At 73.7% G+C, this 23,924-nt stretch carries 29 protein-coding genes; 17 read left to right on the top strand and 12 right to left on the bottom strand.

Annotated elements, in window-relative coordinates; all coding sequences use genetic code 11:
* Positions 1 to 41 precede the first annotated feature (41 nt).
* Positions 42 to 1,523 carry a cellulose binding domain-containing protein gene (locus IF89_RS0111615; RefSeq protein WP_030765101.1) on the bottom strand — a complete coding sequence of 494 codons (1,482 nt, stop codon included), beginning with the start codon at positions 1,521 to 1,523 and terminating at the stop codon, positions 42 to 44.
* Between the two features lie 199 nt (positions 1,524 to 1,722).
* Positions 1,723 to 2,049: an alpha-amylase gene (locus IF89_RS37900; RefSeq protein ID WP_063831284.1), complete on the bottom strand. Its 327-nt coding sequence runs from the start codon at positions 2,047 to 2,049 to the stop codon at positions 1,723 to 1,725.
* Positions 2,050 to 2,432: 383 nt separating this feature from the next.
* Between IF89_RS37900 and IF89_RS0111605 the strand changes: the two genes are divergently transcribed.
* The gene (locus IF89_RS0111605; protein WP_030765096.1) at positions 2,433 to 2,717 is read left to right on the top strand and encodes a hypothetical protein; all 285 of its coding nucleotides are present in this window, start codon (positions 2,433 to 2,435) and stop codon (positions 2,715 to 2,717) included.
* 45 nt (positions 2,718 to 2,762) lie between these two features.
* Here the strand turns inward: IF89_RS0111605 and IF89_RS0111600 are convergent, their stop codons facing one another.
* Both IF89_RS0111600 and IF89_RS0111595 read right to left on the bottom strand, forming a co-directional pair.
* The gene (locus tag IF89_RS0111600) at positions 2,763 to 3,134 is read right to left on the bottom strand and encodes a VOC family protein (RefSeq protein WP_030765093.1); all 372 of its coding nucleotides are present in this window, start codon (positions 3,132 to 3,134) and stop codon (positions 2,763 to 2,765) included.
* A 69-nt stretch (positions 3,135 to 3,203) separates the two neighbouring features.
* Entirely contained in the window at positions 3,204 to 4,022 is an 819-nt protein-coding gene (locus IF89_RS0111595) for a LysR substrate-binding domain-containing protein (protein ID WP_078628229.1), read from the bottom strand.
* Positions 4,023 to 4,080: 58 nt separating this feature from the next.
* On the opposite strand from IF89_RS0111595, the gene IF89_RS0111590 reads away from it, so the two are divergent.
* Complete coding sequence (locus tag IF89_RS0111590) at positions 4,081 to 4,485, top strand: DUF5997 family protein (protein ID WP_030765087.1); 405 nt, start codon at positions 4,081 to 4,083, stop codon at positions 4,483 to 4,485.
* Here the strand turns inward: IF89_RS0111590 and IF89_RS0111585 are convergent.
* Positions 4,433 to 5,197, bottom strand: a complete 765-nt coding sequence (locus IF89_RS0111585; protein ID WP_078628228.1) for a YdeI/OmpD-associated family protein — start codon at positions 5,195 to 5,197, stop codon at positions 4,433 to 4,435. The genes IF89_RS0111590 and IF89_RS0111585 overlap by 53 nt on opposite strands.
* A gap of 49 nt (positions 5,198 to 5,246) precedes the next feature.
* Entirely contained in the window at positions 5,247 to 5,702 is a 456-nt protein-coding gene (locus IF89_RS0111580) for a DoxX family protein (RefSeq protein WP_043193683.1), read from the bottom strand.
* A 219-nt stretch (positions 5,703 to 5,921) separates the two neighbouring features.
* Between IF89_RS0111580 and IF89_RS0111575 the strand changes: the two genes are divergently transcribed.
* From IF89_RS0111575 to IF89_RS0111550, 5 genes are read left to right on the top strand one after another with little or no spacing between them, the layout of a single operon-like run.
* A complete protein-coding gene (locus tag IF89_RS0111575) occupies positions 5,922 to 6,869 on the top strand; it encodes a tellurite resistance/C4-dicarboxylate transporter family protein (protein WP_234327724.1) in 948 nt (315 codons plus the stop codon).
* 58 nt (positions 6,870 to 6,927) lie between these two features.
* Entirely contained in the window at positions 6,928 to 7,362 is a 435-nt protein-coding gene (locus IF89_RS0111570) for a VOC family protein (RefSeq protein ID WP_030765079.1), read from the top strand.
* Positions 7,363 to 7,404: 42 nt separating this feature from the next.
* Positions 7,405 to 8,091: an epimerase gene (locus IF89_RS0111565; protein WP_030765076.1), complete on the top strand. Its 687-nt coding sequence runs from the start codon at positions 7,405 to 7,407 to the stop codon at positions 8,089 to 8,091.
* Positions 8,092 to 8,148: 57 nt separating this feature from the next.
* A complete protein-coding gene (locus IF89_RS47580; RefSeq protein WP_234327723.1) occupies positions 8,149 to 10,461 on the top strand; it encodes an AAA family ATPase in 2,313 nt (770 codons plus the stop codon).
* A 10-nt stretch (positions 10,462 to 10,471) separates the two neighbouring features.
* Positions 10,472 to 10,840 carry an NYN domain-containing protein gene (locus IF89_RS0111550; protein WP_030765074.1) on the top strand — a complete coding sequence of 123 codons (369 nt, stop codon included), beginning with the start codon at positions 10,472 to 10,474 and terminating at the stop codon, positions 10,838 to 10,840.
* Between the two features lie 9 nt (positions 10,841 to 10,849).
* Here the strand turns inward: IF89_RS0111550 and IF89_RS0111545 are convergent, their stop codons facing one another.
* The gene (locus IF89_RS0111545) at positions 10,850 to 11,419 is read right to left on the bottom strand and encodes an SH3 domain-containing protein (protein ID WP_030765071.1); all 570 of its coding nucleotides are present in this window, start codon (positions 11,417 to 11,419) and stop codon (positions 10,850 to 10,852) included.
* A 402-nt stretch (positions 11,420 to 11,821) separates the two neighbouring features.
* Here IF89_RS0111545 and IF89_RS0111540 point away from each other — a divergent pair, with 402 nt between their 5' ends.
* The 5 genes from IF89_RS0111540 (at position 11,822) to IF89_RS45935 (ending at position 14,739) form a co-directional block, all read left to right on the top strand.
* Complete coding sequence (locus tag IF89_RS0111540; RefSeq protein WP_030765068.1) at positions 11,822 to 12,196, top strand: YbjQ family protein; 375 nt, start codon at positions 11,822 to 11,824, stop codon at positions 12,194 to 12,196.
* A 50-nt stretch (positions 12,197 to 12,246) separates the two neighbouring features.
* Positions 12,247 to 12,876 carry a class I SAM-dependent methyltransferase gene (locus tag IF89_RS0111535; RefSeq protein ID WP_030765064.1) on the top strand — a complete coding sequence of 210 codons (630 nt, stop codon included), beginning with the start codon at positions 12,247 to 12,249 and terminating at the stop codon, positions 12,874 to 12,876.
* A gap of 176 nt (positions 12,877 to 13,052) precedes the next feature.
* Positions 13,053 to 13,511 (top strand): LPXTG cell wall anchor domain-containing protein, encoded by a 459-nt coding sequence (locus IF89_RS0111530; RefSeq protein ID WP_051806977.1) that lies wholly within the window; start codon positions 13,053 to 13,055, stop codon positions 13,509 to 13,511.
* A gap of 8 nt (positions 13,512 to 13,519) precedes the next feature.
* Entirely contained in the window at positions 13,520 to 14,209 is a 690-nt protein-coding gene (locus tag IF89_RS0111525; RefSeq protein ID WP_030765057.1) for a SigE family RNA polymerase sigma factor, read from the top strand.
* A complete protein-coding gene (locus IF89_RS45935; RefSeq protein WP_051806976.1) occupies positions 14,206 to 14,739 on the top strand; it encodes a hypothetical protein in 534 nt (177 codons plus the stop codon). Before IF89_RS0111525 ends, IF89_RS45935 begins: the two co-directional genes overlap by 4 nt.
* A 65-nt stretch (positions 14,740 to 14,804) precedes the next feature.
* Here IF89_RS45935 and IF89_RS0111515 read toward each other — a convergent pair whose 3' ends face one another.
* On the bottom strand, positions 14,805 to 15,260 hold the full coding sequence (locus IF89_RS0111515; protein ID WP_030765052.1) for a MarR family winged helix-turn-helix transcriptional regulator: 456 nt from the start codon (positions 15,258 to 15,260) through the stop codon (positions 14,805 to 14,807).
* A 189-nt stretch (positions 15,261 to 15,449) separates the two neighbouring features.
* Here IF89_RS0111515 and IF89_RS0111510 point away from each other — a divergent pair, with 189 nt between their 5' ends.
* The 3 genes from IF89_RS0111510 to IF89_RS0111500 all read left to right on the top strand — a co-directional run bounded on the left by IF89_RS0111510 (position 15,450) and on the right by IF89_RS0111500 (position 18,827).
* A complete protein-coding gene (locus IF89_RS0111510) occupies positions 15,450 to 16,676 on the top strand; it encodes an MFS transporter (protein WP_030765049.1) in 1,227 nt (408 codons plus the stop codon).
* Positions 16,677 to 16,708: 32 nt separating this feature from the next.
* Entirely contained in the window at positions 16,709 to 17,143 is a 435-nt protein-coding gene (locus tag IF89_RS0111505) for a GlcG/HbpS family heme-binding protein (RefSeq protein ID WP_030765046.1), read from the top strand.
* 64 nt (positions 17,144 to 17,207) lie between these two features.
* The gene (locus IF89_RS0111500) at positions 17,208 to 18,827 is read left to right on the top strand and encodes a beta-N-acetylhexosaminidase (protein ID WP_030765043.1); all 1,620 of its coding nucleotides are present in this window, start codon (positions 17,208 to 17,210) and stop codon (positions 18,825 to 18,827) included.
* Positions 18,828 to 18,856: 29 nt separating this feature from the next.
* Here IF89_RS0111500 and IF89_RS0111495 read toward each other — a convergent pair whose 3' ends face one another.
* The 3 genes from IF89_RS0111495 to IF89_RS0111485 all read right to left on the bottom strand — a co-directional run bounded on the left by IF89_RS0111495 (position 18,857) and on the right by IF89_RS0111485 (position 21,122).
* Entirely contained in the window at positions 18,857 to 19,159 is a 303-nt protein-coding gene (locus IF89_RS0111495) for a DUF3040 domain-containing protein (protein WP_030765040.1), read from the bottom strand.
* Between the two features lie 114 nt (positions 19,160 to 19,273).
* Positions 19,274 to 20,098, bottom strand: coding sequence for an endonuclease I family protein (locus tag IF89_RS0111490; RefSeq protein ID WP_030765037.1), 825 nt, complete (start codon positions 20,096 to 20,098; stop codon positions 19,274 to 19,276).
* 211 nt (positions 20,099 to 20,309) lie between these two features.
* Positions 20,310 to 21,122, bottom strand: a complete 813-nt coding sequence (locus tag IF89_RS0111485; RefSeq protein WP_030765033.1) for a glutamate ABC transporter substrate-binding protein — start codon at positions 21,120 to 21,122, stop codon at positions 20,310 to 20,312.
* Between the two features lie 217 nt (positions 21,123 to 21,339).
* Here IF89_RS0111485 and IF89_RS0111480 point away from each other — a divergent pair, with 217 nt between their 5' ends.
* Together IF89_RS0111480 and IF89_RS0111475 are read left to right on the top strand one after the other, a co-directional pair.
* Positions 21,340 to 22,446, top strand: coding sequence for a hypothetical protein (locus tag IF89_RS0111480; protein WP_030765030.1), 1,107 nt, complete (start codon positions 21,340 to 21,342; stop codon positions 22,444 to 22,446).
* Positions 22,447 to 22,569: 123 nt separating this feature from the next.
* A complete protein-coding gene (locus IF89_RS0111475) occupies positions 22,570 to 23,121 on the top strand; it encodes a TerD family protein (RefSeq protein WP_030765028.1) in 552 nt (183 codons plus the stop codon).
* Between the two features lie 148 nt (positions 23,122 to 23,269).
* Here IF89_RS0111475 and IF89_RS0111470 read toward each other — a convergent pair whose 3' ends face one another.
* Positions 23,270 to 23,902 (bottom strand): TetR/AcrR family transcriptional regulator, encoded by a 633-nt coding sequence (locus IF89_RS0111470; protein ID WP_043193678.1) that lies wholly within the window; start codon positions 23,900 to 23,902, stop codon positions 23,270 to 23,272.
* Between the last annotated feature and the right edge of the window lie 22 nt (positions 23,903 to 23,924).

Below are 23,924 nucleotides of genomic sequence, written 5' to 3'. Positions count from 1 at the left end.
ACCCGACAGGGGCGCCGGGCCCGAATCGGTCCGGGCGGTGGCTACTTGAGGGCGGCGAATGCCCTGGTGAAGGCCAGCGGCTGCTGGAGGATCGAACTGCACGTGGCGTCCGCACGGTTGACGGCACCCGCCGCGCACTGCTTGTCGCGCGTCGAGGACCACATCGCCAGCCTGCCGATGCCCTTGGCCGCCGCGAACTCCACGAGCTGCGTGGCGTCCGCGACGGTGAAGACCTCACTGACCACGTCGTTGACCCCGATCATCGGCGTGACGGCCACGGCCTTCCACGCCGCGGCGTCGGACAGCCCGAGCACGCCCTTGATCTGGGCCTGCGTGGCCGTCGCGGCCTGGATCGCGTACTGCCCCATGTCCCCGCTGTACGCCGGACCGTAGTCCATCGCCATGATGTTGACGGCGTCGACGCGGACCCCGTTCTTCCGGGCGTCGGCCAGGAGGGCCACGCCCGGCTGGGTCAAGCCCTCGGGCATCACGGGCAGGGTGAAGGCGACGTCCAGGCCGGGGTGGGACTTCTGGAGCTTGGCGATGGCCTGCGCCCGGCGGGTGTTGGCGGCGGTGTCGGGCAGCGCCGCGCCCTCGATGTCGAAGTCGACCTTGGTGAGCCGGTAGTGGTCGATCACCTTCCCGTAGGCGTTGGCCAGGTCGTCCGCGGTGGCGCAGTTCAGGGCCAGTTCGTGGCCGGCGGCCCCGCCGAAGGACACGCGGACGTCGCCGCCCTTGGCGCGCAGGGCTCCGATCTGCGCGGCCACCCTGTCGTTCGCGAGGTCCGTGACGCCTCCCCACAGCGGGGCGCAGCCCCCGCCCGAGGTGATGAAGGCGAGGTGGAACTCCTTCACGCCGGTCTGCGCCGCGGTGTCGAGCAGGTCGTAGGCGGGGTACAGCGAGGTGTCCACGTACGGGGCGAAGCGTGCGCCGCCCGTGGGGGCCGGGGCGGTCGCCGTGGGGGAGGGCGCGGCGGTCCGGGTCGGCGCGGGGGAAGTGGCCGACGCCGTCGGGGCGGTGGTGGGCGCCGCGGTGGCGGTGGGGCGGACGGTGGGGCGTCCGCTCGGCCCGGCCGTCGCGCCCTGGTCCACGGAGCACTTCACGCCGTCGATGCGGCAGCCCGTGGGGTCGCCGGGCGCACCGGAACCACTCGCGACGAAGCCCACGGTGACGGAGGCTCCGGCCGCCAACTGCGCGTTCCAGCCGGCGGGCTTCACGGTCACGCGCCGGCCGGAGACGGTGTGGGTGCCGTTCCACAGCGAGTCGATGTTCGTACCCGCCGGCAGGTCGAACTCCAGCGTCCAGCCCGACCGGGCCTGGCCGGTGCTGTTGGTGATGACGTACTGACCGGTGTAACCGCCCTGCCAGGAGCTGGACTTCGTGTAGACGGCGCCGACGGCTCCGGCCTGCGCGGTCCCGGTGAGCGCGAGGGCGGCACCGCCGATCACCGCCGCCGCCACGATCGCGCCCGTGACCTTCGCCGTACGACTCGTCCTGCGCCGGTGCCCGACTGTGCTGCCCATCACGTGCCTGCCTTTGTGTTACTGGGGAGTTGGGGTTGCGGCAGCACGCTAGCCGCCCCGAAACGGACAATCGTTCGCTTCGGGGCGGCCGCGATGAGTCTTAGGTTCCGCTTAAGGCAGGGACAAGCGGGGGATCAGGTAGCGGGCCCGCGGCCGGGGCACGAGGGCCGGAAGTGCTGCGGTCCCGGCGGGATCGGGATCAGGCGTGGCCGGTGGCGGCGGGGTCGCACGTCCGCAGCCCCGTGGCGTAGTTGCCGCTCGTGCCGTAGCCGGAGAAGGTCGCCCGGCCGCCGGGCTCGATGACGCGGCACGGGGCCCACTGGCCGTTCGTGTACTCGACCGTGACGGAGACGGTGTCGCCGCAGCCGTTGTGGACGTCGGTGTAGCGCCAGCTCTGGACGTAGTGCACGCACTCCGGAGCCGGCGATCCGGTGGCTGCCGCAGCGGGAAGGGCGGCGCTCAGGGGCAGCAGGAGGGCCGCCGCGGTCGTGGCGGCGAGGGCGAGGGGACGCGATCTGCGTGTCATGTGGTGGGGCATGGGCCGCATCTTCGAGTGCGGAGGAAGAGCTCTGCAAGTTTCTGCAAGAATTTTCAGCCAAGATCCGGACGTGCGTGCTCCAGGCCGGCTCAGAGGAAATTCACCGCTTGAAAGAAGGCGGGCCGCGGGAGCGGCATGCGCACGACGTGTGGTTCGGCAGCCAGACCATGAGGGTGCCGGGAGTCCGCCTCGGGCGCGGCGCGGTCATCGCCGGTCTGTCCGGCACCCACGACGATCTCGAAGAGATCGCCCCCGGACCTGAGCCGACCCTCCGGGGAACGGCGCCGGCCCGGTCGGCCGGGGTGTCGGGTGGGGCGGGCCGCCGTACGGTGGGAAAGGGCTCGGAATCGACCGCGGGTGAGGTGTACGCCATGGGAAGGTCCGTCCGAATCGGTGGCGGGATCCTCACCGGCTTCGCTCTCGCCCTCGCCCTCGCAGGCGGCGTCGCCACCGCCCCGGCCGCGTCGGCGGACATCCCCGCCTGTACGCAGACGGCCGCCCAGGCCGGTACGGCCACCACCGACGCCGTCACGGCGGCGTGCCGCCTCGGCGTGGTCGGCGACCTCCAGGGCTGCGTGAGCGGCCTCACCGGGGCCGGCGTCCCCGGTGGCGCGGCCCACGGCGCCTGCCGCCTCGCCGCCCAGGAACCGCGTTAGCGGCGCCCCGACGGCGCCGACCGAACCGACGACTCCGCGGCCGCGTCAGCCGTGCGTCGCATCGATCACACAGAAGCGATTGCCCTCGGTGTCCGCCAGGACCACGAAGTCGGGATCCTCCGGATACGAGTCCCACGCCACACGCCGCGCACCCAGGGCCACCAGCCGCGCCACCTCCGCCGCCTGATCGGCCGCGTCCGCCGCGTAGAGGTCGAGGTGGACACGGGGGCGTTCCTGGAGCGGGGTGACGCTGCGGCCGAGCGCCAGCCCGGGCCCGCCGCCGTCGGCCGGGACCAGGACGGTCCAGCCGTCGTCCATCTCGCCGTCGCGGGGTACGTAGCCCAGCGCTCCGGCCCAGAAGTCCGCGGCCCGCCGTACGTCCTCGGCGCCCATGACGATCGTTCCGATGGTCAGCATGATCCGATTGTGGCAAACGCGACCGGGCCGGCCGGCCGATCCGGCGACCCGCTGTCCCGTGCCCGGACCCTAGGGGCGTCGGCGGGGCTTGCCCGCCCGGCCGCCCTTGGCGCCGCCGGATGCGCCGCCGCGCGGAGTGCGGCCGCCCGACTTGCCGGACGCGGACTTCCCCGTCCCGCCTGCGGTGCCGGCTCCCCGCCGGGCGCCGGCGCCGCCGCCCTTGCCCGCCGCCTCCGGCCGCTTGCCCTTCGCCTTGGGCTGCGGCGGCGTCTGCTGACGGCCCCGCGTGCTGTTGACGGTCCGGCCGCGGACGATCCCGATGAACTCCTCGACCAGGTCGGGGGTGGGTTCCGCCTGCGGCCAGGACAGTGCGACGCGCGAGGTGGGCGCGTCCGTGACCGTCCGGTAGGTGAGGTCCTTGCGGTGGTGCAGCCGGGCCAGGGACTGGGGGACGACGAGTACGCCCACGCCCGCCGCCACCAGCTCGATCGCGTCCGCCGTCGTGGCGGGCCGCTCGACCGGGGGCAGGCCGGGCAGTTCCTCCCAGTCGAGGGTGTCGTCGAGGGGCTGCCACAGCACCTCGTCGGCGAGGTCCTCGGTGGTGATCTCCTCGGCCGCCGCGACGACGTGGTCCTTCGGTACGACGACCACCGTCGTCTCGGTGTAGAGGGGGATCGCGCTGAGGTCCGTACGGTCGACCGGGAGCCGGACGAATCCCGCGTCGGCGTCACCGGAGCGCAGTACGCCGCACACCTCGGCTGAGGAGACCTGGAGGAGGGTCAGCGGGACGTCTGGCAGCCGCTCGTTCCAGATCCGCACCCACTTGGCAGGGGTCACGCCGGGGACATAAGCGAGCCGAAACGCTTGGGGTACTTCCGAGCCTGTCACGCCGCAAGGTTACCGGGCGTGGTCGGAACCCGTGCACACGCTCGATACCCTTGACCTCATGACGTCGCACCAGAACACCCAGACGATGAAGCCCGCGACCGCGGCGAAGAAGCTGGGCGTGTACCTCGAGGCCACCCCCGCAGAATTCCGGGAGGGTGTCGTCTCGCGCAGTGAATTGAGTGCGCTCCAGGCCGACCCGCCCCAGTGGCTCCAGGAGCTGCGCCGCAACGGCCCCCACCCCCGCCCGGTGGTCGCCTCCAAGCTGGGCGTCTCCATCGCGGGCCTCGCCCGCGGCGGGGTCACGGAGCCCCTCACCACCGAACAGATCGAGGCTCTGAAGCAGGAGTCCCCGGAGTGGCTCCAGCGGGAGCGGGCCACCCAGGCCGAGGTCCGCAAGGAAGCCGTGCGGATCAAGGAGCGGAACGCGGAGCGGGCCGAGAAGGCGGGCAACCAGGAGTCCTGACCCGCGCCCCGGACGCCGTCGGGCCCTGCCTCCGCCCTGCGCGGAGGCCGGGCCCGACGTGTTCTCCCGGGCCCTGCCCGGTCACCGGCTCACCGCGACGGCGAGGCGGCGAAGCGGGACCCCGCGGGTCCGCCTCCGGCTTTGCCGCCCCGCCCGCCAGCAGCCGTACGGCCCGGTCGAGCCGGGCCTGCCGGGTCTCCGGAGTGAGCGCCTGGAGCAGCGGCAGGGCCACCAGGTAGCGCCCGGTGCGGTCGAGTGCCTCGAAGGCCGCGCGGGCCTCGGGGCGGTCTGCGAGCGCCGCTTCCAAATCCTGCGGCACCCCCGCCGTCCGCTGCGACGCGTAGGCGCCGTCCCAGCGGCCGTCCGCCTGCGCGCGGCGTACTTCGGCCAGCCCGGGCTCGCGCATCCGGCCGGCGGCGGTCAGGGCGGCGACCTTGTCCACGTTCACCTGCGACCACAGGCTCTTCGCCCGCCGCGGCACGTACTTCTGCAGGTAGTGCGAGGCGTCCAGGGAACGCCGCTGCCCCGAGATCCAGCCGTAGCAGAGCCCGATGTCGACGAGCTCGTCATCGGTGACCGACGCGATGCCGGACTTCTTCTTGGCGAGCTTGATCCACACGCCCTCCTGGCGCGTGTGGTGCTCGGCGAGCCAGCTCTCGAACGCCGCGGCGTCCGCGAAGCCGACGATCTCCACCCCGTTGAGTTCGTCCATGCGCCCCAGGCTATCCGCCGGTGAGGCGCCGCAGCGTCGTTCGATTCCCTCAGGCGGCCACGGTCTCCGGCCGGGTGTCGTCACGGCGCCCGGGGGAGGCGGTGGGGCGCGACGCGAACAGCGAGTCCAGGGCGAGCGCGCCGGGTCCCGTGAACACCAGCAGCAGGAAGGCCCAGCAGAACATCGCGGAGGCCTCACCGCCGTTCTGCAGCGGCCAGAGCGCTTCCGGCTGGTGCACCGTGAAGTACGCGTACGCCATCGAACCCGAAGCGAGGAAGGCGGCCGGCCGGGTGCCCAGCCCCAGCAGGACCAGGGCGCCGGCGACCAGCTGGATGGCGGCCGCGTACCAGCCGGGCCAGGTGCCGGTCGCGACGGTGCCACCGCCGGGCGCGCCGCCGAGGACGCCGAAGAGGGACGCCGCCCCGTGCGAGGCGAACAGCAGACCGGTGACGATCCGGAACAGGCCGAGGGCGTAGGGCCGGGCGTGGTCGAGACGTGCGTTCATGGGGGGGAGGCTCCTTCGGTGGGGGACGGGGCCCGAAGCGGTGCCGAACTGCTCGATCGCAGGCGAGCGACTGAGCGAGCACAGGTTAGGGAGGCCTAACCGGTGTGACAAGCGCCAGTTCCGGCCACCACCGGGCCGGGGCATCCCTCCCCGTGACGGAGGCGGGCCGGTCGGCGCAGTCCGCTGGCGGTCCCCGTGCCCATGGGATCCGCTGGAGGCGTGAGCATCCTCCCCGGCCCGGGCTGGTGGGCGGGTCTTCCGCCGGCGGCCGGGGCCGCCGTGATGGCCACCGGCATCCTCTCCGTCGCGCTGCACATGACGGGGCACCAGGGGGCTTCGGCGGTCGCCTTCGCCATCGCCGTCGCCCTGTGGCTCGTCCTCGCCTTCGACTTCACGGCCCGGCTGCTGGCCGACCGCGGGCGGTTCCGGGCCGAGGCCGACACCCCGGCCGCCCTGACGGCCGTCGCCGCCACCACCGTCGTCGGCACCCGGCTCTCCCAGTTCGGCTGGCAGACCGCGGCCGCCGCCCTGCTCGCGCTGGCCGCGCTCGTCTGGCCGGTACTCCTGCTCAACGTCGTGCGGCACTGGGGCCGGCGGATGCCCGGCGGTGCCTTCCTCGGATGCGTGGCCACCCAGGGGCTCGCCGTCCTCGGCGCGGTCCTCGCCCCCGTCTACGGCGCGCAGTGGCTGGTCCGGGCGGCCCTGGCCGCGTTCTGCCTGGGCCTGCTGCTCTACTTGGCCGCCCTCTTCCGGTTCGACCTGCACGAGGTGGCCGGCGGGGCGGGCGACCACTGGGTGGCCGGCGGCGCGCTCTCCATCTGCGCGCTGGCCGGCTCCAGACTCATGGCGTCACCCGTCTGGTCGGGTCCGGTGCACACGGTCCTGCGGACCGTCACGCTCGTCGCGCTCGCCGTGTCCCTCGTCTGGTACGTCGTCCTCCTCACCGCCGAACTGCGCCACCCCCGGCCGCGCTACGACATCCGCCGCTGGGCCACCGTCTTCCCGCTCGGCATGACGTCCACCGCCTGCCTCTCCGTCGCGGATCCGGCCGGTCTCCCCCGGCTGGTGGTGCTGGGCGAGGTGCTGCTGTGGATCGCCGTGGCCGCCTGGCTGTTCACCGTCGCCGTCCTGGTCGCCTCGCACCTCGCGGCCCGCCGCACCCCTTGAGGCACGCCCGGCCGGCGCTCCTGTGGCGGGGGCGGGGCCCGGTCAGTAGGGTCCCGGCATGGCGTACACGTTCCAGGTGACCATCGACTCGCCCGACCCCCACCCGCTCGCCGACTGGTGGGCGGACGCCCTCGGATGGGAAGTGGAGCCCAGCGACGAGCAGTTCATCCGAGGCCTGATCGCCGCGGGGCACGCGACCGAGGACGACACCACCACCCACCGCGGCACCCTCGTCTGGAAGGCCGGCGCGGCCATCCGCCACCCGGAGGGTCTGGCGGGTGCGCCCCGCATCCTCTTCCAGTTCGTCCCCGAGGCCAAGACCGTCAAGAACCGGGTGCACCTCGATGTGCGGACGGGCGACGACGACCCGCGGGCCCTGGTCGAACGCCTGCTCGCCAAGGGCGCACAGCACCTCCACGAGGGCCGCCAGGGCCCCAGCACGTGGACGACCCTCGCCGACCCCCAGGGCAACGAGCTGTGCGTGTCCCACTGAGCCGCCCCCTGCGCAGCGCCGGAACGCCCTAGGCTGACCCGGGTGAAGGTCATCCTCTTCGGCGCGACCGGGATGCTCGGCCGGGCCGTTCTGCGCGAGTGCCTGCGCGACGACTCGGTCGAGGCCGTCCTGGCCGTCGGACGCCGACCGCTCGGCGTCACCCACTCCAAACTGCACGAGCAGGTGCAGGACGACCCGTCCGACCTGACCGCCGCCGGGGTCGATCCGGCCGCGTACGACGCCTGCTTCTTCTGCCTGGGCGTCTCCTCCCTGCGCATGAAGGAGGAGGACTACCGGCGCGTCACCCACGACCTGACCCTCGCCGTGGCCCGGCCGCTGGCCGCCGCCAACCCCGGAATGACCTTCGTCTACGTCTCGGGCGAGGGCACCGACAGCACCGGACGAGGCCGGTCCATGTGGGCGCGCGTCAAGGGGAGGACCGAGAACGACCTGCTCGAACTCCCCTTCCGCGCCTACATGTTCCGCCCCGGCATCGTCCAGCCGGTGCGCGGCGTCCCCTCCAGGACCCGGCTCTACCGCGTCCTCTACGCCGTCACGAGACCCCTGGTCCCGCTGCTGCGACGGTTCGCACCGGACCTCGTCATCACCTCCGAGGCCTTCGGCCGAGCCATGATCGCCGTCGCCACCCCCGGCACCGAAGTCCCCGGCCACATCCTGCGGCCCGCGGACATCAACCGCCTCGGAGCCGCCCGGACCAGGCGGAATTGACTACCGGGCACACCCTCCCGCAGGCGAGAATGAGCCATCTCGAACCGGGAGGACCCCATGAGCCAGGAGACCCTGACTCTGCACGACCTGCTGCCCGCCCAGGCACTGGCGGACTCGATCGACGCCGGGTACGTGACCCGCAAGGCGCACCCCGAGCTGCCGCTGTCCATCTACACCTACACGCGGACGGCCCAGTACGAGCGCGTATGGAACGAGGTCACCACACGCTGCCGCGGACTCGTCGCCGACGACGAGACCGGCGCGATCGTCGCCCTGCCGCTGCCGAAGTTCTTCAACGTCGGCGAGCACGAGTCGGGTCAGCCCTACGCCCCGGCCCTGCCCGACGAGCCGTTCGAGGTGTACGACAAGGTCGACGGCAGCCTCGCGATCGTCTTCCACTACGCCGGCCGCTGGCGGGTCGCCTCCAAGGGTTCCTTCATCAGCGCCCAGGCCGTCTGGGCACAGCGCCGGCTCGACGGCGCGGACACCGCGGCCCTGCGCCCGGGCACCACATACCTCGCGGAGATCCTCTACCCGCAGAACCGCATCGTCGTGGACTACGGCGACCGCCGCGACCTCGTCCTGCTCGCCGCCTTCGGCCCGGACGGCACCGAGGTGCCGCTCGCCGAGGCCGCGGCCCACTGGGAGGGCATCGGCTCCGTCGTCACGGTGTGGCCCGCCATGCCCCTCGACGAGCTGCTCGCGCTGACCGAGTCCAACACCCTGCCCGGAGGGGCCCCCGCGAACGGCATGGACGCCGAGGGCTTCGTACTGCGCTTCGCCTCCGGCGTGCGGGCCAAGGCCAAGCTGTCCGAATACGTGCGCCTCCACAAGGTGCTCACCGGCGTGACCGCGCGCGACATCTGGCGCGGCCACGGAGTGCAGCGCTTCGCCGGCATGCCCGCCAAGCAGCTCGCACAGGGACTGAACTGCACCGTCGCCGACGTCGAGGCCTGGGGCGGCAAGCCCCTGGACGCGCTGCTGGAGCAGGTGCCCGACGAGTTCGACCAGTGGGTGCGCGAGGTCATCGCCGGTCTGGAGGAGGCAGCCGCCCGCCACGAGCGCGCGATCGACGAGGCCTACGCGGGCCTCGCCCACCTGACCGCCGACCGGGGAGCCTTCGCCCGGGCGGTCGCGCAGCTGCCCGACCGCACCGTCCGGCCCGCGATGTTCATGCGGCTCGACGGCCGGTCGACCGAGCTCACGACCTGGCGCCAGGTGCGGCCCGAGGCCGCCGACCCGTACATCACCGACGAGGAGAACAGGACCGTGTCCGAGGCCGGGAACCGCACCGTCCCCGAGGAGGGGAACCGGTCCGCGGCCGCGCCGGAACGCCGGGCCGCCGCGCCGGCCCCCGCCCGCACGCCGCAGACGGCGCCGCGCGTCCCGGCGCCGGCGGCGGCCCGCCCGGACGGGCCCGCCCGACGGGAGGCCCCGCTGCCCGTCGTGCACGTCATGACGGGCCTGCCCGCCTCGGGCAAGACGACCGCCGCGCGCGCCCTGCAGGCGGAGGCCGGCGGCCGGATGCGCCGGGTCAACCTCGACGACCTGCGGGCCATGCTCGACCTGCCGGACCCCGCCCGCGGCCGCAGCTTCGCCCACGAGCAGACGGTCCTTGCCGTTCAGGACGCGGCGGTCCGCGCGGCGGTCGACGGCGGCTTCGACGTGGTCGTCGACAACACCCACCTGACCAAGCACATCCCCAAGCGGCTGAAGGCGGCGGTCGGCGGTCTCGCGACCTTCGTGGTGCACGACTTCACCGACGTCCCGCTGGAGGAGTGCCTGCGCCGGGACGCCGCCCGTGAGCGCAGGGTCGGCGAGGAGGTCATCCGCGTGCTGGCCGAGAAGCACCGCAACGCCCGCAAGGGCGGCTGGCGGCTGACGGCCGAGTGGATGAACGGCGGGTCCGGTGCGGCGGCCGCGCCGCCCGTGACGCCGTACGTCCCCGACCCGGCCCTGCCGACGGCGGTCATGTGCGACATCGACGGCACGCTCGCGCTGACCGGCGACCGGGGGCCCTACGACTTCACGCGCTGCGAGCTCGACCTGCTCAACGCGTCGGTGCGGCACGCCCTGGACGCCTTCCGGCGCGCGGACGGCGACGTGGTCGTCCTGCTGTCGGGCCGCAGCGAGGAGTACCGGCCGCAGACCGAGGCCTGGCTGCGCCGGCACCAGGTGCCCTACGACGAGCTGTGGATGCGCGCAGCGGGCGACACCCGCCGCGACGACGTGGTCAAGGCGGAGCTGTTCGACGCCCACGTGCGCCACCGGTACGCGGTACGGGTGTCGCTCGACGACCGGGACCGGGTCGTCGCGGTCTGGCGCCGGATGGGCCTGCCCACCTGGCAGGTCAACTACGGCGACTTCTAGAGGGCGCCGCGTGAGGACCGTCCTGATCGTCGACGCCGCGAACGTCGTCGGGTCCGTGCCCGACGGCTGGTGGCGCGACCGGCGCGGTGCCGCCGAGCGGCTGCGCGACCGGCTCGCCGCCCGGGCCGCCACCGGGGAGGGCGACGAGGAGATCGTCCTCGTCGTCGAAGGCGCCGCCCGCGGCGTCGGGTCCGTGCCCGGCGTCCGGGTCGAGGCGGCGCCCGGCAGCGGCGACGACCTGATCGTGGAGCTGGCCGCCGCCCGCGCCGGGGCCGGACGGGCGGTGGTCGTGGTCACGGCCGACCGCGCACTGCGCGAACGGGTCCGGGCGTACGGTGCGCGGTGCGTGGGACCGCGTGCCGTACGCCCGGTGGACTGACCCGGTGGGTCAGCGGCAGTACTTCACCTCGGAGAGGTTCCTGACGTAGCGGGCGGAGACCCAGCGCTCCTGCTCGTAGGCCTTCGCGCGACGGTCCTCGCGGCCCGTGTCCTCGCGGTCCATGTCTTCGCGGTCCATGTCTTCGCGGTCCATGTCTTCGCGGTCCATGTCCTCGCGGTCCATGTCCTCGCGGTCCATGTCCTCGCGGTCCATGTCCTCACGGTCGGAGCCGTTGTCCCCGTTCTCGCGGTCGTCGTGCAGGCGGTACCAGACGCGGTTGCCCGAGACGTTCTCGCCGTACTTCTTGCACTCGATCTCGACCCGGCTGTTCGGCTGCACCTGGCCGACGGCGCGCGACGTGGTGGTCGGCTTGCTGCGGACCTTCAGCGGGCCCCGGGAGACGACCTTGCCGAAGGCGTACCGGTCGTACGGGTACCCGCCGGGCTGCGCGGACGCGGGCCCCTCGCCGACGATGATCTCCCGCGGACCCTCGTCCGCGACGGCGGCGCCCACCCCGAGCAGACCGAGAACCAGGCTTCCGGTGGCGAGAGCGAGGATGGTTCTGGTGGGCTTCAGCATGAGCCGACTCCTCTGTGAAGACGTCCGACCGGCCGCGGCACGCGGCACGGGATGGCAACGGACGGTTGCCACGGACGACTATGACCAGGGCGGCGACCGCAGCCCCGGTGGCTCACCGGCCTTTAGCCCGATATGACCAATCTGTCCACCGGGGGAGGCGGCGTGCCCGCCCCCGTACGGGCACGGCCGCGTGGCGGGCCCCGGGGGGACAGGGCCACCGCCGGCCGGTCGGCCGGCAGAGCAGCACTGTACGGACGCGACGCGAGTCCGGCATGGTGCTGGGAACCGGCACGGGCCACCGGGCCCGTGCCCCCCTCTCCGCACGGCACCCGCCGCCCGAATGCCCTCATCGCCGGTACTTCCCGGATGCGGGCGCCGGCGGGCGGCGCCACAGTAGGGCGCATGGGTATCGATGACTACGGCGGCGGGGCCGGCGCGCACGAGACCGGCGTCCTCGTCGTGACGACCAACGACGTCCCCGGCTACCGGGTCGAGCGGGTCATCGGCGAGGTCTTCGGCCTCACGGTGCGCTCCCGTCACCTGGGCAGCCAGATCGGCGCCGGCCTCAAGTCGATGATCGGCGGTGAGTTGAAGGGCCTCACCAAGACCCTCGTCCAGACCCGCAGTCAGGCGATGGACCGGCTCGTCGAGCAGGCCAAGGCGCGCGGTGCGAACGCCGTGCTGATGATGCGCTTCGACGTCACCGACGCGGCCGACGTCGGGACCGAGGTGTGCGCCTACGGAACGGCTGTCGTCCTGGTGCCCGCCTCCACCTGACCGCCCATGTACGGTGGTTCCCCTCCGACGGACGAAGGGGCGGCGGGCCGATGGGTCGACGCACGTCAGCGGCAGAGGTGTTCGACGCGCTGGGGGAGCGCTACGAGGAGGTCTTCGGGCAGGTGCCCGGCCAGATCGAGGCCCTCGACTGGCTCACCGCCCGGCTGTCCGCGGGAGCCCGCGTACTGGATGTGGGCAGCGGTACCGGTCGGCCCACCGCCGAGGCACTGGTCCGGGCCGGATGCGACGTGATCGGCATCGACGTGTCGGCGGCCATGGTCGCCCTGGCCCGCGCCAGGGTCCCGCAGGCCCGCTTCGAGCAGGCCGACGTACGCACCTACACCCCGCCGCCCGGCGGCTTCGACGCGGTGTGCTCCTTCTTCCCGCTGCTGGTCATGGACCAGCCGGAGGTCGCGGCGGCGCTGGACCGGATGGCCGCCTGGACCGCGCCCGGCGGCTACTTCGTGATGGCCACGGTGCCCGGGGACATCCGGGGCCTGGACATCGAGTGGATGGGCCACGAGGTCACCGTCAGCAGCCTCTCCACGGAGGACCACCTGGCCAGGCTCGCCGACCGGGGCCTCGATGTGCTGCACCACCACACCGCGACGTTCCACCCCGCCGACGAGGGCGCGGGCCCGGAGGAACACCTGTTCTGCTACGCCCGCCGCAGGTCCTGACCGGGGGCACGGCGGGTGGGGCGGGTGCGGTGTGCGCCGGGGGCGAGGGCCTCGTCGCCCGTTGACGCCCGGCCGAAGATTTCTCGCGAGCGGCGGCAACCTCCCGGCGGGTCGCGCGTCGTGCGGGGGTGAAGGGGCGCAGTCCCGCGTCCCCGAACCGACCGTGGAGAACCACCGTGAACAACCTGAAGTGTGTCCCCCTGGCCGTCCGCCGCACGGCCGTCGCCGCAGCCGCCGCGGGCACGGCCCTCGCCCTGGCCGGTCCCGCCCACGCCGCCGGCGGCGCCTCGGCCGCACCCTCCCCGTCGGTCAGCGTCCCGGCGAGCGCCTCGCCCAGCCAGGGGGGACCCGCTCCTGCCCCGTCGGTCAGCACCCCCTCCGGCGGCGGCAGGGGCGCGGGCGGCGCGTCCGCGAGCGCCGCGCCGATCGCCTCGCCGAGCGCCGCAGGCGCGAGCACCGGGCCCAGCGCATCCCCCTCCACCCCGGCCGCGGCGCCGGTCGGGGCCGACGCAGGCGCCGAGCTCGCGCACACTGGCTCCTCGGCGACGACCCTCGCGATGGGGGCGGGGGCGACCGGGCTGGTCCTCGCCGGCGCCGCAGCGCTCTACGCCGTGCGGCGCCGCACGAACAACTGAGGAACCCCGTGCTCCACATCGCACCACCCGTCGGCCCCCTCGTGCCCGGCTTCGGCCGGGCGTGGCGGGGCCCGTGGTCATTGCTGCGCCGCGAACGCTCCGCGGCCCCACGGGTCTCGCCGCGCCCGTCCGGCCCGGCGTACGGGTCCCCGTACGGCTCCCGGTACACGCCGGCGCAGTCCCATGCCCACCCGGGCGCGGACGACGAGAAGCCGCCCTCCGTCACGGAGCTCTACCACGCGCACCGACTGGGCATGGTCCGGCTGGCGGTTCTGCTGGTCGACGACCTGGCCACCGCCGAGGACGTGGTCCAGGACGCCTTCACGGCCCTGTACCGGCGCCACGGGGAGCGGATCGCCGATGTCGACAACGCCCTCGGCTACCTGCGCACCGCGGTCGTGAACACCGCCCGGTCGGTCCTGCGCCGTCGGCGCACCGTGCGGGCCTGGACCCCGCCGCCCGCGGCCGCCGAACCGTCCGCCGAGGACCATGTGGTCCTCGACGAGGCGCACCGCGAGGTGCTCGCCGCGCTCGCCCGGCTCACCCCCCGCCGCCGGCAGGTCCTCGTCCTGCGGTACTGGGCGGACCTCAGCGAGGCGGAGATCGCGGCCACCCTGGGGATCAGCCGCGGGGCGGTGAAGTCCAACGCGAGCCGAGGCCTGGACGCGCTGGAACGGAATCTGGAGGGACGGATATGACGCCCGACGGCGAGCGCCTCGGCGCACACCCGGGGGAGCGCCCCGTGGAGCGCAGGCTGCGCCAGGCGCTCGACGCACGGGCGGACAGCGTCGACTTCCGCCGGCTGCGCCCGGCGCGCCCGCCGGGAACGCGGGCCGGGCGGCGGTCGCGGGAGGGGGTGCGCCGGTTCGCGCTGCCGGTCGCGGGTCTGGTGGCGGCCGCGGCCGCCGGGCTCGGGTACCTGGTGCTGGGTCCGGACGCGCCGCCCGGCCCCCGGCTGCCCGCCACTACGCCGCCGCAGGTCACCTCCCCGGGTCCGGACACCGGCAGCACGCCGACTCCGACGCCGACGCAGTCGGCGAGCCGGCCGGGCCCGGCGCCGAGCGTCGACCGGTCGTCGGGCCCGTCCGGGTTCCCCCTCCCCCTACGGTCGGGGAGCCCGTCGGCGCAGGCCTCGCCGCAGCGTTCGGCGCCGCTCACGCCCTCGCGCGGCTCGTCCGTCACCCCGGGTGCGGTGGCCACCTCGTCCCCGCCGCCGTCCGGGTCGTGACGGAAGCCGTACGGACGGGCCCCGGCCCGGTCCGTACGGCTCGGCGGCGTCAGCGGCTGCGCACGTCAGGGCCTGCGGAGGTTCTCCACGGCCGCGACCAGCGGGGCCAGTTCCGGATTGCGCGCTGCCTCGTCGAGCGCTTCGCGCAGGGCGGTGTCGTTCGTGGGGCGGGCCGCGGCCAGCAGGGCGAGGCCCGACTCGCTCACGTCGGTGTAGATGCCCCGGCGGTCCGTGTCGCAGAGGTACCGGTTCAGCAGACCGCGGTCCTCCAGCCTGCTCACCAACCGTGTCGTCGCGCTCTGGCTGAGCACCACCGAGTCGGCGACCTGGTGCATCCGCAGGTGTCCGCCCGGCCCGTCGTGCTGTCGGCTCAGGACGTCGAGCAACGAGTACTCGCGGACGCTGAGGCCGTGGCCTGCCTGCAGGGCCCGCTCGATGTGCGCCTCGATGCGGCCGTGCAGCAGCGAGAGGGCGCACCAGCCCTGGGAAAGGGCGGTGAGCGCGCCGTCCGTGGCCGTCATGGCTCTCCTCCGTCATCGGTGCGGGCGTGTACCCCCAGGATATGCCAACACCGCAATATCCCGCGCTTGCAAATATCCCGCGCCTGCAATTAATGTGGACGCGTGTTGGCGGCGCAGGCATCGATCAGTCGATGGGCGCAGACCGCACCACACCGCACGCACCACCACCTCCCTGGAGGGCACCTCCCCATGCCTCTCGCACTGCTCGCCCTCGCCGTCGGGGCCTTCGGAATCGGCACCACGGAATTCGTGATCATGGGCCTGCTGCCCGAGGTCGCCGCCGACTACGGCGTCTCGATCCCCACCGCGGGCTTCCTGTTCACCGGCTACGCCCTCGGCGTCGTCCTGGGTGCCCCCCTCATGACCGTGCTCGGCACCCGCATCCCCCGCAAGCGCATGCTGATGCTCCTGATGGGCCTCTTCATCGCCGGCAACGTGCTCTCCGCCCTCGCCCCGGCCTTCGGCGTCATGCTGACGGGCCGCGTCGTCGCCTCGCTCGCCCACGGCGCCTTCTTCGGCATCGGCGCGGTCGTCGCCGCCGAGCTCGTCGCCCCCGAGAGGAAGGCCGGCGCGATCGCCATGATGTTCACCGGGCTCACCGTGGCCAACGTCGTCGGCGTCCCGCTCGGCACCCTCGTCGGCCAGACCCTGGGCTGGCGCGTCACCTTCCTGATCGTGGCCGCCCTCGGCGTCGTGGGACTGCTCGGCATCGCCCGCCTGGTGCCCGACCTGCCCCGGCCCGCCGGCGGGGTTCGCGTCCGCCGCGAGCTCGCCGCCTTCCGCAACGTCCAGGTGCTCCTCGCGATGGCCATGACCGTCCTCGGCTTCGGCGGGGTCTTCGCCGCGATCACCTACATCACGCCGATGATGACCGAGGTCGCCGGCTTCGCCGACTCCTCCGTGACCTGGCTCCTCGTCCTCTTCGGCCTCGGCATGGTCGCCGGCAACCTCGTCGGCGGCCGCTACGCCGACCGTGCCCTGATGCCCATGCTCTACGTGTCCCTGGGCGCCCTCGCCGCCACCCTGGCCGTCTTCACCCTTACCGCCCACAGCAAGGCCGGCGCCGCCGTCACCGTCGTCCTGATCGGCGCCCTCGGCTTCGCCACCGTGCCCCCGCTGCAGAAGCGCGTCCTCGACCAGGCCGCCGGCGCGCCCACCCTGGCCTCCGCCGTCAACATCGGCGCCTTCAACCTGGGCAACGCGCTCGCCGCCTGGCTCGGCGGGCTCGTGATCGCCGCCGGCCTCGGCTGGACCGCCCCCGACTGGGTCGGCGCCGCACTCGCCGCCTCGGCCCTGGCACTGGCCCTCGTGTCCGGCGCACTGGAGCGCCGTACGGCCGGGCGGACCGCCCCCGCCGACCGGGTGGCCGCACCCGCGGCCCGCGAGGCGACCGCCGCCGCGGCCGGCCACCACTGATCCCCGTACACCCCCCTCAAGGAGACACCGGCATGTCCACTCCCACCGCCACCCGTACCGCCGTCACCCCCCTGACCACCGAGGACGCCGAACGGCTCGTCACCACGGCCGCCTCCGCCGCCGCGGCGGCCGGGGCCGCGGTCAGCGTCACCGTCCTCGACGCCGGCGGCCACCTGCTGGCCTTCCGCCGTGACGACCGGGCCGTACTGATCTCCGGCGAGACCAGCACCCGCAAGGCCTACACGGCCCTCCAGCTCGACGCGCCGACCGCCGACCTGGCCGATGCGGTCCGCCCCGACGGTCCCTTCCACACGCTGCCCACCGCCCTGGACCGCCCGCTGCTGTTCATCGCGGGCGGACTGCCGGTCCACCGCGGCGGCCGGCTCGTCGGGGCCGTGGGCGTCGGCGGCGGTGCTCCCGAGCAGGACCACGCCTTCGCCGCCGCGGCACTCGACGCCCTGGTCTGAGACCGCCGGGTCGCGCGAGCGTGGCCCCCGTGCCACGTTGGTACGGGGGACACGGGTGCATCACATGCGGAAACTTGAGCGGCACAGGAGGATCCACGCCCTCGCGACGGCAGCGGCCGCCGCGCTGGTCAGCCTTGCCCTCCCGGGCTGCACGGCCGCCTCCGACGAGGTGCGCGCCCCCAGCCCCACGGCGCCCCGCGCGGCCGGCACCACGACCGCCCCGGCCGCCGCCCCCACCCCGCCGGCCCCGTCGCCCACCTACGCCCTGTCCGCGGCCCCCCGCACCATCCCGGCCGTACGGGAACACGAGCCGGCCCGCGGCCCCGGCTGGAAGCCCGCCCCCGGCGCCCGCGTCGTCGTCGCGCCGGACGACACGGCCGCACTCGGCGACGAGGCCCGGTTGCTCGCCGAGGAACTGGGCCTCGCCCACGGCGGGCCCGCGGCGCCGCGCGCCGGCGACGTGGAGCTCTCCGTGGAGGGCGCGGGCACGCCCGAGTCGTACACGCTCACCGTGCAGGACGGCCGCGTCCGCATCGCCGGCCCCGACGAGGCCGGCGTCTTCTACGGCACCCGCACCCTCAAACAGGCCGTGCGCGCCGCAGGCTCCGCCCCCGAGGGCACCGTCCGGGACGGCCCCGCCAAACCGCAGCGCGGCCTCAACCTCGACATAGCGCGGAAGCACTTCACGCCCGACTGGATCAAGGGCCGACTGCGCGAGATGGCCGATCTCAAGCTCAACCAGCTCGGCCTGCACTTCTCCGACGACCAGGCCTTCCGGATCCAGTCCGACAGCCACCCCGAGATCGTGTCCACCCCGCACCTGACCAAGGCGCAGGTCCGCGACATCACGGCGCTCGCCTCCCGGCTGCACATCACGGTGGTGCCCGAGATCGACTCGCCCGGTCACCTCGGCGCGGTGCTGCGCGCCCACCCGGACCTGCAGCTGCGGGATGTGAGCGGAAGGGCCGTCAAGGGAGCGGTGGACATATCCAACCCGGCCTCGGCCGCGCTGATCGACGACCTGCTGCGCGAGTACCGGCCGCTGTTCCCCGGCGGTGCCTGGCACCTCGGCGCCGACGAGTACCAGGCGCTGGTCGTCCGGGACCCGCAGGCCTCCTTCCCGCAGCTCGCCCGCGCGGCGCAGCAGCGCTACGGGCCCTCCGCCCGCGTGCAGGACCTGGCCACGGGATGGCTCAACGACCGTGCCGCGGTCGTCCGCCCGTCGGGCAAGGCGCTCAAGGCATGGAACGACGGCTTCTTCGCCGGCGGCGTGACGAGCGCGGCCAAGGACATCCAGGTCGACTACTGGACCGGCAAGGAGATCGGCGCCCGTCCGCCGCTGGAGTACCTCCAAGAGGGCCGCAAGCTCGTGAACCTCAACGACGAGTACCTCTACTACGTCCTCGGCGAGCCGAACGAGTTCACCTACCCCACCGGCCGGCGGATCTACGAGCAGTGGACCCCGCTCGTCCTGCGCGGCAGCACCCCCGTCCCGGCCTCCTACGACGGCCAGATCCTGGGCGGGCGGCTCGCGGTCTGGGCCGACCTGGCCGGCGCGCAGACCCAGGACCAGGTGGCGGCGGGCATCAGGATGCCGCTGGCGGCCCTGTCCCAGAAGGTGTGGGACGCGCGGACGCCCCAGCTGCCCTGGTCCGATTTCCAGGCCCTCGCCGGCCGCATCTGAGCGAGTCCACGGGCCGCCGACGCCGGCCGCTATCCCGGCGGGCGTGGCCGGAGCCGTCTGCGGCGGTGGACCCACTGGACGGCCGCGGGCAGGGCCGTGGCCACCGTCAGCGCCCAAGCGGCGGCGCAGCCCCAGAGCAGCGGCTCGGAGACACGCACGGCGGCCGCGACGAACAGCGCCACGGTCGCCGCGGCCCACACCGCGGTCCAGACGGCACGACGGCTGGGGCGGCCCGACCGCAGCATCCGGTCGAGGGCGCGGTCGGCCCTGAGTTCTGCCTCGATCGCGGAGAGGGCGCGCTGCTCGCGATCGGAAAGGCCGGCTCCGTCCATCACCACGCACCTCCGTGGGCTGCCGCCGACGGGCGCGGAGCGCAGCCTGTGACCTGCGCATACCCGCACCCGCGCGCGTCAACCCCGGGGGGCCGCCGCAGCCGCCGCCCGCCGTCACCAGATGGCGTCGACCCACTCCGGGTGGTCGATGAACGGGTTGCGGTTGTGCTGGTACACATCGAATATGACCTGGTTGCGGCGCTGCTCGAAGGCGTCCGGCGGGTCCAGCTGGTTCCACTGCTTCAGCAGTCCGATGCGGCCGAAGAGCGGGGCGGAGCCGTTGTTGACCTGGTCGTTCATCTCGAGGTTCGCGAAGCCGTCCCCGCCCTCGTAGCGGACGGCCATGTAGAGCAGCATGCGGGCCACGTCGCCCTTGACCGCGTCCCGCGGTTCGAAGGAGTCGGCGTCGGTCAGACTGCCCGGCGCCTCGGCGACCGGGCTGCCGCCCTTGTCGAAGTCCTTGTTGCCGCGGGTGCTGTTGACGGTGACGTCCTCGGGCCGCAGGTGGTGCAGATCGGTTCCGGGGCCGGTGGCCGTGCCGAAGTCGCCGTGGCTCTTCGCCCAGACGTGCTCGCGGTTCCAGTCGTTGGCGCCGCCGCCGTTCGTCGCCTTGGACTGCGAGCGGCCGGAGTAGAGCAGGATGACGTTGTTCGGGTTCGCCGGGTCCTGGTCGGTCACCTTCAGGGCGTTCCACACCCCGTCGTACGTCAGCTTGGACTGCGTCTTGATGATGCCGTGCAGAGCCGCCTTCAGTGCGGTGCCCGTCTTGCCCTCGGCAGGCGCGTAGTACGCGTCGTACGAGGCGGCCGCGGCGGGAGCGGCCCCGGGCGAGGGGGGCGCCGCCGCGTCCTGCTGGCCGGCGGACGCGGCCGCCGGTACGGCGACCAGGGCGACGGCCGCGAGGCCGGCCGCCCAGGGGGTCGAGCGCGAGATTCTCATCGGGTGGGGGGTGCCTCTCCGTACGCACCGTCCCCGCCCGGGGATTCGGCGGGGGATCAGGTGGCACCCCGAGGATGGCATTGTCATGTGCCCATCAGGCAAAAAACATGTGGCCGGGACGTGGAAGTCGGGGTGTGCGGCCCGCTCGGCCCGGGAGACGCACGGTGGCCGTGCCCCCGATCCGGGGGCACGGCCACGCGTCCGGCGGGCGTCAGCCTCCGGTGGTGATCGCCGGAGCCGGCTCGTACTTGTAGTTCGGGCCGAAGTTCTTCTTCACGGCCGCTTCCCAGGACCCGTCCTGGACCATCTTCCGCAGCGCGTTGTTGATCTTGGCCTGGAGTTCCTTCTCGCCCTTCTTGACCCCGATGCCGTAGTTCTCGTTGCTGAGGCTCTGGCCCGTCAGCTTGAACTTGCCCTCGTTGCCCTTGCGTGCGGCGTACCCGGCCAGGATGGCGTTGTCCGTGGTCATCGCGTCGACGCGGCCCTCCTGCAGCGCGACGACGCAGTCCGAGTAGCCGCCGAGCTCCAGCAGGGCCGCCTTGGGGGCGAGGTTCTTCTTGAGGTTCTCGGCGGAGGTGGAACCGGTCACCGAGCACATCGTCTTCGAGTTGAGGTCCTCGGCCTTGGTGATGGAGGTGTCGTCGGCGCGGGTCAGCAGGTCCTGGTGCGCGACGAAGTACGGGCCGGCGAAGTCGACCTTCTCCTTGCGCTTCTCGTTGATCGAGTAGCTCGCTACGACGAACTCGACCTCGTTGTACTGCAGGAGCAGCTCGCGGTCGTTGCTGAGCACCTGCTTGAACTCGATCTGGTCCGGCTTGTAGCCGAGTTCCTTGGCCACGTAGGTGGCGACGTCCACGTCGAAACCGGTGAAGACGCCGCCGGTCTCGCGCATACCGATGCCCGGCTGGTCGAACTTGATGCCGATGGACAGGGTCCCCTTGTCCTCGTCTCCGCCACCGCACCCGGAGGCGGTCAGGGCGAGGGCGATCACCGCGACGACCGCGCCGGCCTGGGGAACCTTCATGCTTGCACTCTTTCCTGGGGGAACGCGGGACGCGTCACCGGGATCGCCGGGCGTGTGGAACCGCGGGGACGTACGACACGTCGAGACATGTGTACGAGGAAGCTAGGAAGAGGGCGACCGCAGCGTCACTACATTTGAGCGAAACTTGAGGATAACGATCCGGCTCGACCGTAATTTCTTCGGTGCAACCGGGTCTCACCAGCAGAAAGGGGCGGGTGTGGGAACAGGCTCGGTACGGGTGGACGGAAATGCGCTGCTTTTGGGAGAAGGGGTGCAGATCCGGTTCATAGGGACGCTGCGCCTGCCCGAATCCGGAACGCACGCGCTGCCGCCGGGGCTCGGCGAATTCCCGCTGCGCAGGGTCGAGGACCATCCCGACACGGTCCCTCCCGAATGGCTCGCCAAGGGCGGCGTGATGCTGCCCGTGTACCTGCGCGAGGCGATGTGGCTGAGCTTCGGCGGGACCCGCACCCCCGCCGCGCTCCAGGTCGGCGTCGGGAAGGTGTGCGCGGTCTCCGGCGAGCGCTGGAGCGGCCGTTTGGCACGCACCCCGCAGAACTACGTGGTCCTGCCGCGGCAGCCCTGGCTGGACGGCATCAACTCCGGCGACGGGACGGTGCGCCAGTTCGTCGCCGTGCCGCTGGGGCTCGGCGCCACCGTCGAAGGGCAGGTCACCGGGGAGGAGACCACCGGCGGCGTGCAGCTCCAGGCTTTCGAGCTGGGCCGTGAGGCGCTCGCGCAGTGGCGCCGGGCCGAGCGGGCCCGGCCGGCCCCGCCCGGCGGTGCCGGGCCCTACGGCGCCGCGCCCGCCCAGGCCCCCATGGCCGCCGGCTTCGGCGGCCCGGTCCCCGCCCCGATGATGGCTCCGCCCGCGCCGGCCGGTGCCCCGGCGCCGCGCTCGGCGGCTCCGGGAGGCAGGTCGGGACCGCCGGCGGCCCCCGCGATGGGGCTCGGCGTCGGCGGCAGCATGCGGCAGGAGGTCTACCGGGACGAGCGCCCGCTGTCGGACTGGGCCGAGGAGCCGACCGCTCGGGTCTTCGTGCACCTGGTGCCGCCGCCCGCATGGCGGGCGATCACCGGGGAGGAGGCTCCGCCTTCGCCCGTCGACCGGGCCGCCTACACCAAGGCCGGACTGCCGTGGTTCGACTACTACGACGAATCGGCCACCGACCTGGCACCGACCGACGCCTTGAGCGGGGTCAAGCCGGTGGGGGAGTGGCTCGGGGACGACCACGCCCCGTGGGCCGAGCCCGCCCCCGGCCAGGTCAAGCCGCTCGGCAACGCCCCCAGGCCGGGCAAACCCGTCCAGGACGGGGACTGGTAGCCGCCGGACGCCGCCGGCGCGAGAGGGTGTCCCGACTGGCCGGGAACGTACGGCCGTTCGGGCCGCGGCGGCCCGCCCGTGGGATCATGGGCGGGCAGTACCCGTAAACGAAGGGGGAGTTCGGTGACCGGTGTACGCAAAGGACTGGCGAAGGTGGAGGTCGCGCTGCGGTGGGACCCCAGCCCGGCCGGCACTCCCGCGAACGACCTCGACCTCGTCGCCGCGGTGTACTCCGCCGCGGATCCGCACGGGACTCCCGTCCAGCTCGTGCACTTCGGCAGCCGGTCGCCGGACGGGACCATCAGTCTCAACCGGGACAGCCACACCGGCCAGGGCTTCGGTTACGACGAGGTCATGATCCTCGAACTGCACCGGATGCCCCCGGAATCGGCCCGTGTGGTGATCGGCGTGGTCATCCAGGACAGCGGCGCGGGGACGGGGCGGGGGGACGGCCGCGCGAAGACCTTCGCCGACGTCGCCGGTACGGGCTTCCGGATCAGGGAGGGCCATACCGACCTCGCCCAGGGCGACTTCGCGGGCCTGCCCGCCGCCACCGCCGCCACCGTCGGCGAGTTCACCAGGGACGGCTCGGGCGCCTGGTCGCTCGACGTACGGCTGGCCGGGTTCGACACGGACCCCGAGTCGTTCACCCGGGCCATGGGCGGGGTCCGCTGAATGCGGCGGAGACCGTCGGGCCGCTCAGAACGGGCGGCGGGCACTCGGGTGAGTGGCCGCCGCCCGGTCCGGGTGGCGCGCTGCCGCCGTCCCCACGAGGCAGCGCGGGCGGGTCGTCGTCCGGTCACCGGGACGACGGCCCGCCGGTTCAGGGGGCCTGGTCGGGCGCCGGCCCGGCGGGGCGGGCGGGCGCGAGACCCAGGGCCGGGAGCATGACCGCCTCCACGAACCGGATCAGGTAGTCGGCGTCCGCGTACCGCCCCTCCAGCACCGGCCGGATCCGGAGCACGCCCATCAGCTGGGCGGGCAGGAACTCCACGGCGGGATGGTCCGCGGCCAGCTCGCCGCGGGCCACGGCCCGCCCCACCATCGCGTCGAAGGCGGCCAGTTCGGGCTCGACCAGTGCCTCGCGCAGGGCGGCCTGGAGCGCCTCGTCGCTGAGCACGGCATGACCGAGCGCCTGCGTGAGCCGCGTGTCCCGGCCGGAGGTGCCGGCCGCGATCCGGGCCGCCTCGCGCAGGTCGCCCGCCAGGCTTCCGGTGTCGACCGCGGCGAGGGTGCCCCGCCGGGCAGAGCGCAGGGCGGCGGCGACCAGCTGGGGCTTGCTCTTCCACTGCCGGTAGAGCGTCGACTTGCCGCAGCTGGCCCGGGCGGCGACGCCCTCCATCGTCAGGGCCTCGTAGCCGTGCTCGCGCAGCTGCTCCAGGACGGCGTCGAAGAACTCCTGCTGCCGCTCCGGCGTGATCTTGGAGCGGCGCGCGGGGGTCGGCGTCGACGTCATGGGGTGCGGCTCTCCTCGGGGC

It is taken from the genome of Streptomyces sp. NRRL F-2664, from assembly GCF_000719345.1.
In the GTDB taxonomy this organism is placed as follows: Bacteria; Actinomycetota; Actinomycetes; order Streptomycetales; family Streptomycetaceae; genus Streptomyces.
Note: the sequence above shows the minus strand (reverse complement) of the source record. Positions and strands in the feature narration are given on the sequence as shown.

Excerpts from the sequence above, each read along its gene's own strand:
- IF89_RS0111615 (WP_030765101.1), bottom strand. The coding sequence starts at position 1,523 with ATGGGCAGCACAGTCGGGCACCGGCGCAGGACGAGTCGTACGGCGAAG.
- IF89_RS37900 (WP_063831284.1), bottom strand. The coding sequence starts at position 2,049 with ATGACACGCAGATCGCGTCCCCTCGCCCTCGCCGCCACGACCGCGGCG.
- IF89_RS0111605 (WP_030765096.1), top strand. The coding sequence starts at position 2,433 with ATGGGAAGGTCCGTCCGAATCGGTGGCGGGATCCTCACCGGCTTCGCT.
- IF89_RS0111600 (WP_030765093.1), bottom strand. The coding sequence starts at position 3,134 with ATGCTGACCATCGGAACGATCGTCATGGGCGCCGAGGACGTACGGCGG.
- IF89_RS0111590 (WP_030765087.1), top strand. The coding sequence starts at position 4,081 with ATGACGTCGCACCAGAACACCCAGACGATGAAGCCCGCGACCGCGGCG.
- IF89_RS0111585 (WP_078628228.1), bottom strand. The coding sequence starts at position 5,197 with ATGGACGAACTCAACGGGGTGGAGATCGTCGGCTTCGCGGACGCCGCG.
- IF89_RS0111580 (WP_043193683.1), bottom strand. The coding sequence starts at position 5,702 with ATGAACGCACGTCTCGACCACGCCCGGCCCTACGCCCTCGGCCTGTTC.
- IF89_RS0111570 (WP_030765079.1), top strand. The coding sequence starts at position 6,928 with ATGGCGTACACGTTCCAGGTGACCATCGACTCGCCCGACCCCCACCCG.
- IF89_RS47580 (WP_234327723.1), top strand. The coding sequence starts at position 8,149 with ATGAGCCAGGAGACCCTGACTCTGCACGACCTGCTGCCCGCCCAGGCA.
- IF89_RS0111545 (WP_030765071.1), bottom strand. The coding sequence starts at position 11,419 with ATGCTGAAGCCCACCAGAACCATCCTCGCTCTCGCCACCGGAAGCCTG.
- IF89_RS0111540 (WP_030765068.1), top strand. The coding sequence starts at position 11,822 with ATGGGTATCGATGACTACGGCGGCGGGGCCGGCGCGCACGAGACCGGC.
- IF89_RS0111535 (WP_030765064.1), top strand. The coding sequence starts at position 12,247 with ATGGGTCGACGCACGTCAGCGGCAGAGGTGTTCGACGCGCTGGGGGAG.
- IF89_RS45935 (WP_051806976.1), top strand. The coding sequence starts at position 14,206 with ATGACGCCCGACGGCGAGCGCCTCGGCGCACACCCGGGGGAGCGCCCC.
- IF89_RS0111515 (WP_030765052.1), bottom strand. The coding sequence starts at position 15,260 with ATGACGGCCACGGACGGCGCGCTCACCGCCCTTTCCCAGGGCTGGTGC.
- IF89_RS0111510 (WP_030765049.1), top strand. The coding sequence starts at position 15,450 with ATGCCTCTCGCACTGCTCGCCCTCGCCGTCGGGGCCTTCGGAATCGGC.
- IF89_RS0111505 (WP_030765046.1), top strand. The coding sequence starts at position 16,709 with ATGTCCACTCCCACCGCCACCCGTACCGCCGTCACCCCCCTGACCACC.
- IF89_RS0111500 (WP_030765043.1), top strand. The coding sequence starts at position 17,208 with ATGCGGAAACTTGAGCGGCACAGGAGGATCCACGCCCTCGCGACGGCA.
- IF89_RS0111495 (WP_030765040.1), bottom strand. The coding sequence starts at position 19,159 with ATGGACGGAGCCGGCCTTTCCGATCGCGAGCAGCGCGCCCTCTCCGCG.
- IF89_RS0111490 (WP_030765037.1), bottom strand. The coding sequence starts at position 20,098 with ATGAGAATCTCGCGCTCGACCCCCTGGGCGGCCGGCCTCGCGGCCGTC.
- IF89_RS0111485 (WP_030765033.1), bottom strand. The coding sequence starts at position 21,122 with ATGAAGGTTCCCCAGGCCGGCGCGGTCGTCGCGGTGATCGCCCTCGCC.
- IF89_RS0111470 (WP_043193678.1), bottom strand. The coding sequence starts at position 23,902 with ATGACGTCGACGCCGACCCCCGCGCGCCGCTCCAAGATCACGCCGGAG.